The sequence below is a fragment of the Nonlabens dokdonensis genome (genome assembly GCF_002162835.1).
Taxonomy (GTDB): Bacteria; Bacteroidota; Bacteroidia; order Flavobacteriales; family Flavobacteriaceae; genus Nonlabens; species Nonlabens dokdonensis_B.
This window is the reverse complement of record NZ_MAAX01000210.1, coordinates 45,086-51,473: the sequence shown is the minus strand read 5'-3', so window position 1 is coordinate 51,473 and position 6,388 is coordinate 45,086. Positions and strand designations below refer to the sequence as shown.

The 6,388-nt window shown below is 36.5% G+C and carries 8 protein-coding genes and 1 tRNA gene; 1 reads left to right on the top strand and 8 read right to left on the bottom strand.

What is annotated here, in order from left to right; genetic code table 11:
* From A9Q93_RS14010 to A9Q93_RS14000, 3 genes are all read right to left on the bottom strand, one after another.
* Positions 1–424: asparaginase (locus A9Q93_RS14010; RefSeq protein ID WP_303688023.1), on the bottom strand; the 424-nt coding region annotated here is incomplete at its 3' end.
* Positions 414–1,544, bottom strand: a complete 1,131-nt coding sequence (locus A9Q93_RS14005; protein ID WP_303688022.1) for a 1-acyl-sn-glycerol-3-phosphate acyltransferase — start codon at positions 1,542–1,544, stop codon at positions 414–416. The genes A9Q93_RS14005 and A9Q93_RS14010, both read right to left, overlap by 11 nt.
* A 38-nt stretch (positions 1,545–1,582) precedes the next feature.
* A complete protein-coding gene (locus A9Q93_RS14000) occupies positions 1,583–2,350 on the bottom strand; it encodes a TatD family hydrolase (RefSeq protein WP_303688021.1) in 768 nt (255 codons plus the stop codon).
* 161 nt (positions 2,351–2,511) lie between these two features.
* Between A9Q93_RS14000 and A9Q93_RS13995 the strand changes: the two genes are divergently transcribed.
* The gene (locus A9Q93_RS13995; RefSeq protein WP_303688020.1) at positions 2,512–2,952 is read left to right on the top strand and encodes a TIGR02281 family clan AA aspartic protease; all 441 of its coding nucleotides are present in this window, start codon (positions 2,512–2,514) and stop codon (positions 2,950–2,952) included.
* 153 nt (positions 2,953–3,105) lie between these two features.
* Here the strand turns inward: A9Q93_RS13995 and A9Q93_RS13990 are convergent.
* The 5 genes from A9Q93_RS13990 to A9Q93_RS13970 all read right to left on the bottom strand — a co-directional run bounded on the left by A9Q93_RS13990 (position 3,106) and on the right by A9Q93_RS13970 (position 6,375).
* Positions 3,106–3,180 (bottom strand) — tRNA-Val (locus A9Q93_RS13990).
* Between the two features lie 59 nt (positions 3,181–3,239).
* Complete coding sequence (locus tag A9Q93_RS13985; RefSeq protein WP_303688041.1) at positions 3,240–4,412, bottom strand: folylpolyglutamate synthase/dihydrofolate synthase family protein; 1,173 nt, start codon at positions 4,410–4,412, stop codon at positions 3,240–3,242.
* Between the two features lie 48 nt (positions 4,413–4,460).
* Complete coding sequence (locus A9Q93_RS13980; RefSeq protein ID WP_303688019.1) at positions 4,461–5,282, bottom strand: hypothetical protein; 822 nt, start codon at positions 5,280–5,282, stop codon at positions 4,461–4,463.
* Positions 5,283–5,284: 2 nt separating this feature from the next.
* Entirely contained in the window at positions 5,285–5,677 is a 393-nt protein-coding gene (locus tag A9Q93_RS13975) for a biopolymer transporter ExbD (protein WP_303688018.1), read from the bottom strand.
* 2 nt (positions 5,678–5,679) lie between these two features.
* Positions 5,680–6,375, bottom strand: a complete 696-nt coding sequence (locus A9Q93_RS13970; RefSeq protein WP_303688017.1) for a MotA/TolQ/ExbB proton channel family protein — start codon at positions 6,373–6,375, stop codon at positions 5,680–5,682.
* Positions 6,376–6,388 lie beyond the last annotated feature (13 nt).

Genomic DNA, 6,388 nt, shown 5'->3' with positions numbered 1-6,388 from the left:
TGTTGTTTTGAATGGCAAGTTGCAGGCTCGTTATCAAGTTTTCTTTTGCATCAGTGCGTAAATCTCCTATAGGTAGTTGAGAACCAGTTAGAATAATGGGTTTTGTAAGATTCTCAAACATAAAGCTAAGAGTGCTGCCAGTAAAGGACATGGTATCACTACCGTGCAAAACTACAAAACCGTCATAATCGTCATAATTAGTATATATAACATCTCCTAATTTGCGCCATTCTTCTAAATTCATGTCTGATGAATCTATGGGGTACTCAAATGAGTAAGGTTCAATATGGCAATCGAGCTGTTTTATTTCTGGAATGTGAACTAGCAATTGAGAAAAATCAAAGGCTCTCAGTGCTTTAGTCTCTGGATCTTTCATCATACCGATGGTTCCACCAGTATAAATAAGTAAAATATTAGGCTTCATTTGTTACAGCCAGTTTTTCTTTATTTAACACTGGTCTCGCATACATGTTGAGAAAACTCTCTACAGCCTTATGATCTTCTACATTTACTCGCAATCGTAATCTTCTTTCAAATTGTTGCATGTCATGATCTGAATAATGAGCTTTATACTTACTAGTAGAAGTTAATAAATCATGTGCCACATAATTAGTAGGCCATAATTTATAATTAGTCTGAATTTCATTATCAAGATGCTGTACTACTCGCTGTAAAATTTGATTGGTACTTTGGTTGGCACGTTCGGTAACTTTAAAAGGTTGTGCAGCGTGAATGTGAATATGCTTTTTCTGACCTAGCGCACCTTTAAGGATACTATTAAAATCTTCATTTTCAGATTTAATATATTCCTGTTCGGCTAGTTTAGCAAGCAGTTCAGGTACTTTTAAAATATCAGTAGGATCATATTCATAAGAGATAGAAACTGGGACAATGCGTAAACTATTTAAATAATTTTCTAATCCTCTCTTGCCGGCAGCAAGCGCTATCATCTTGAGAACACCTTGTTCTGTAATGTCGTTACCATCTTTAGTGCGACCTTGTCTCTGGGCGATCCATACACTTCTATTCTCTTCATGAATTAAGAAGTTGATATACTCACTTAACTTTTTACTACTCGTAAGTATCTCGCGTGGACTAGCACCTCTTTTTACTATAAAATTGCGTGTTAACTTGCTCAAAGCATTAACAAATGGTCGTTGCACGAGGTTATCACCTATCGCGCTTGCAGTCCTAATAAGGTTTTTTCTAAATAAGATAACATTGATTAACGACGTGTCTAGAACTATGTCTCTATGATTTGAAATATAGAGGTAGCTCTTTTCTGGATCAAGATTTGAAAATCCGCTTGTGGTGAGTCCTGCACTAGACTCGTCTAGTACACGTTCTACCGTTTTACTTATGACATCGCGTTGAAAATCATTTATTGATTTACATGATAAAACTATTTTCTTTGCCTTTTCATAATCCATTTCTTTAAATGTATATTGAAAAAGCGCTTTTATCATAGGGTGTCGCACAGCACTTTTAAGTGCCACTTGCACCTCTGCGTCATTAAAAAACCTTATGTCATCGTAATTGTTCAAATCTTGCATCTATAAAAACAAATGTAATGATCTCAAATTTATATACCGAAAACTTCACGCGAATTTAAGGTTGTTATATGTGCAATCTCTTTAATGTCTTTATTATATACCGTTGCAAGTTTTTGAGCTACCTCAATTAAATAAGAGCTTTCATTGCGTTTACCACGGTAAGGAACTGGTGCTAGGTAAGGAGCATCTGTTTCTAATACGATTTCAGATAAGGGTATCTTTTCTAGAAATTGATCTATTTTGCCATTTTTAAAAGTTACCACACCACCTATTCCTAATTTCATGTTGAGGTCAACGGCGCGTTTTGCTTGTTCTAAATTTCCAGTAAAACAATGAAAAATACCATGAAGTGATGTGTTTTTATAATCTTCTAGTACTTCAAAGACTTCGTCAAATGCTTCACGACAGTGAATCACTATAGGTAAATTACGATCTAAAGACCATTGTATCTGAGTATGAAATGCTTCTTGCTGCTGTGTTTTAAAATTTTTATCCCAATATAGATCCATTCCTATTTCTCCTACGGCAACGTAGTTCTCTTTATCAAGCATTTGTTTTACATGAGCCAGTTCTTCTAGGTAATTTTCCTTTACATGAGTAGGATGTAGGCCGCACATTAAATGCACTTGTTTAGGATACTTGCTTTTAAGATCCAGCATGGATTGCGTGTAAGTAGAGTCTATAGCTGGTACAAAAAAGCGTTGAACTCCTTTGTCTAGAGCGCGCTGTATCATAGCGTCTTGGTCTTCCTCAAACGCCTCGCTGTATAAATGGGTATGTGTATCTGTAAAAATCATTTTGCAAAAATAAGGCTTGTATATTGTAGGTGCGACAATAGAAGTTATAAGTTATTGTTATACCTATGGCTTGAATTATGATCTTTGTGTTTAAAGAAGTTGTGGGTCTTTAGTCCGCTTTCGCAAAAGCGGAATTATATTTACCCTTTAATCCTATTTTAATGGCGTCGCTCAAAAAATTACTTATTTCTCAAGGCTATATAGCACACAACATAAGAGTTGCTAGCAAAAGCGGCCATATCGTTACCAAGGCGTCTATAAATGGGCACAAAGGTAGATTTATCATTGATACTGGCGCGAGTGCCACGTGTGTTAATCAGGCTATGTATAAAGAATTCCAGCTAGAAACAGAATTTATGGATAGACAAATAGGTACGGCAAGTGGCTCTTTGCGTCCTAGAATTTCTCATAAAAACACATTAGAGTTAGGCGAGTGGAACGATGAAGACGTTACCTTGCTAAGTATGGATATGAGTTACATTAATAACGCCTTAAAAACTGAAGGAATGCGTTCTATTCAAGGGTTGCTAGGAGCAGATTTTTTGATCGCATCAAAAGCTGTGATCGATTATAAGAGTAAGAAGATTTATTTAAAGATGTAATTGATCTTATAATAAAGATTAAAAAATGGTTGATTGATAATTAATCATTTACTCAGATCACTGTTACTAGAGATGAAAATCTCAAGTATGGAAGACGAGTCGAGTCTAAGTTTATTACATAAAAAAAAGGTCTTCATTTCTGAAGACCTTTTGTGGGCGCGAAGGGATTCGAACCCCTGACCCCTTGGGTGTAAACCAAGTGCTCTGAACCAACTGAGCTACGCGCCCTAAAGCGGTTGCAAATATACAACTGTTTTTATTTCTGCAAAGGAAATTTTTTATTTTTTTTAAATAATTTCTGCGACAACAAATGTGCTTCCTGTTACTAGAATTAAATCGTTTTTTGCGGCTGCTGTTTTTGCCCTTTCAAGCGCTTGATTTACAGACTTAAAAGTGGTATTCATTAATTTCTGTTGAGTGAAATGATTACTCAGTTCTTCTACAGGCATTCCTCTAGGGATGTCTGGTCTCGCTAGGTAGTAAGTAGCTTTTTGAGGAAGTAGCTCTAGAACTTTATCGATATCTTTATCGTTCACCATTCCTATGACAATATGAAGTTGCTCATACGTTTCAGTCAAAATTTGTTTGATAAGTTGAGACATGCCTGCCACATTGTGTGCAGTATCCAGTATGATTTTAGGTTCTTCACAGCTCATTTCATATCGACCTCTAAGACTGGTGTTTTTTACCACGTTTAGAAATCCTAGCTGTATTTCTTTAGCACTTATATTAATTGTGTTGTTAGCATTTAAAAGGGTCAATACTTTTTCAGCTAGTCTGGAGTTTGCTTTCTGATAGGCTCCTTTTAAATCGGTCGGTAAACTTTGTGATCTATGATCTATGAAATAAATGGGTGCATTCTTATTAATGGCGCTTTCGCGAAAGCTAGATTTTAAAAACCTCTTTTGTTCTCCTATTACAACAGGAACCTTTTCTTTAATTATACCTGCCTTTTCCTTTGCAATTGCGGTAAAGGTATTTCCTAAAATCGCAGTATGATCTTTTGCAATGTTTGTTATAGCGGTAATTACAGGCTTGATGATGTTAGTTGAATCTAGACGACCGCCTAATCCAGTTTCTATAACAGCAATATCTACTTGTTTTGCTTTAAAATATTGAAATGCCATTCCTACGGTCATTTCAAAAAAGGATAGCTGGTGATCGATAAAAAAGTTTTTGTGTTTTTTTACAAAATCCACGACAAAAGTTTTCTCGCACATTTGCCCATTTACTTTAATACGTTCTCTGAAATCTTTAAGATGTGGCGAGGTATACAAGCCTACTTTATATCCTGCTTCTTGTAATGCGCTTGCCATAAGATGGCAGCTGGAGCCTTTGCCATTTGTCCCAGCAACATGGATAGTTTTATAACTAGTGTGAGGATTACCTAGGTGGTTATCTAGATCAATAGTATTATTAAGATTTGCTTTATAGGCTGCTTTTCCAGCTCTTTGGTACATAGGTAGCTGTGAGAACAGCCATTCCAGTGTCTGTGAGTAATTAGACAATTATTCTCCTACTTTAAAAATAACTTCAATGAAACCTATTTGTATATTTTTGGCCTTTGGAGCGGCACTGAATCTATAGGTTAGAGCGCTTTCTTTTGCAGCGTCTAATAGGCATTGTACTCTATTTGTGGTTCCTTTTTTACCTGGAGTAGCTTTAATTACTTTTCCTGAACGGTCTACTTGAATTTCTACAATTACTCTTCCGGTTTCATCGCAGTCTTGAACGACTCCTCTTCCTGCTAACTTGCCTCGTCCATTAAGGCCATAGCCTTTACCGCCAGTACCAGATCCTGGAGCTCCATAATAGGTGTTTGCATATGGGTCGCCATTAATATTACCTTTATTTCCAGGTCCATCACCAGGGCCTTCTCCAGTACTAGTTTCTCCATCTACCGCTTCAGATCCTGTTGCGCTATTAATGGCGTCTAAAACAGAAGAATCAGGTTTTGGGTCTGGTTTAGGCTCTACAGGTTTAGGTGTAGGTTTTGTTTCAGGTTTTGGATCAGGTTGTATAACTGTTGGGTCTGATACTACAGATGGAGCGTCTGTATTATCTTGTGTAACCACATTATCTACAGGTGTAGTTTCTGGCTGCGTTTCAGGCTCTGGATTAGATTGTTGTGCAACTTTAGTAGGTTTTGCAGGTTCTACTGGTCCAGAGCCTACTGCTGTGTTACCAAAATTTATCGCTATTCCTGACTTTTCTGGCGCTTCTATGACATTGATGATAGAGACAAATCTAAACAATAGAATGAGTGCTAGAATAATAACCGTACTTATTACTGCAGAAATCTTTTGCTCTTTTGTCTTTAAATAACTCATGTCTATTTATTTTTTACAGCCAGCACAATCTGTATTTTATTTCTATTTGCAATATCCATTACTTTAACAGAGTGGCTTACCGCTGCATCTTTATCAGAGCGTAGCATTATGGTAGGTTTATCTTTACCTTCAAGTACACCTAAAATTCTGCTTTCTAGATCTTCCTCAGTAGCTTGAGATGCGTCCACATAATAATCACCATCTTTTGAGATGCTCACAGTGACTTTACCTTGTGTTTGAGTTTTACCACCTGCGCTAGGTAATAAAAGATCAAGTGCCTCTGGCGTTATGGATGGTGATGTAAGCAAAAAGAATACCAATAATAGAAATACGATGTCTGTCATAGACGACATAGAGAATTCTGGACTTACTTTATTTCTACCTCTTAAATTCATAATTAAGCAGGTTCATTTAATAAGTCTAAGAAATCAGATGCGTTTTCTTCCATCTGGTGTACTACTTTATCAGTTTTAACAACTAAGTGATTGTATCCTATATAAGCCACAATACCGACTATTAATCCTGCAACTGTAGTGATCATTGCTGTATAAATACCACCTGCAAGGCTTCCCATGTCTGCACTTCCGCCAGCGTCTGCAAGAGTTTTAAAAGCGATTACCATTCCTATTACGGTACCTAAGAATCCTATCATAGGTGCAGCACCAGCAATAGTGGCAAGCATGCTCACATTTTTTTCTAGTTTGTAAACTTCAAGTTTTCCTGCATTTTCAATAGCACTATTAATATCTTCTAGAGGTGATCCTATACGACTGATTCCTTTTTCAGTAAGTCGTGCTACTGGAGAATCTTCTTTTGCGCAAAGCATTTTTGCACTATCTAGTCTCCCGTTAGAAATATGATCTTTAATCTGTAGCATGAAATTACTGTCTATTTTAGAGCTAGACCTTATTTTCATAAGCCTTTCAAAATATATATAGATAGCAAAAAATAATAATAGAAGTAGTACTCCTATAATTACCGTTCCAGAAGGACCACCAGCAGTTATCAAGCCTATAAGGGATTGCGATTCTTCATTTACTAAAGGTGTCGTTTCGGTAGCGATTTCGGCAGTTTCTTGAAAAAGTAAACTCATTGAAATTATGATA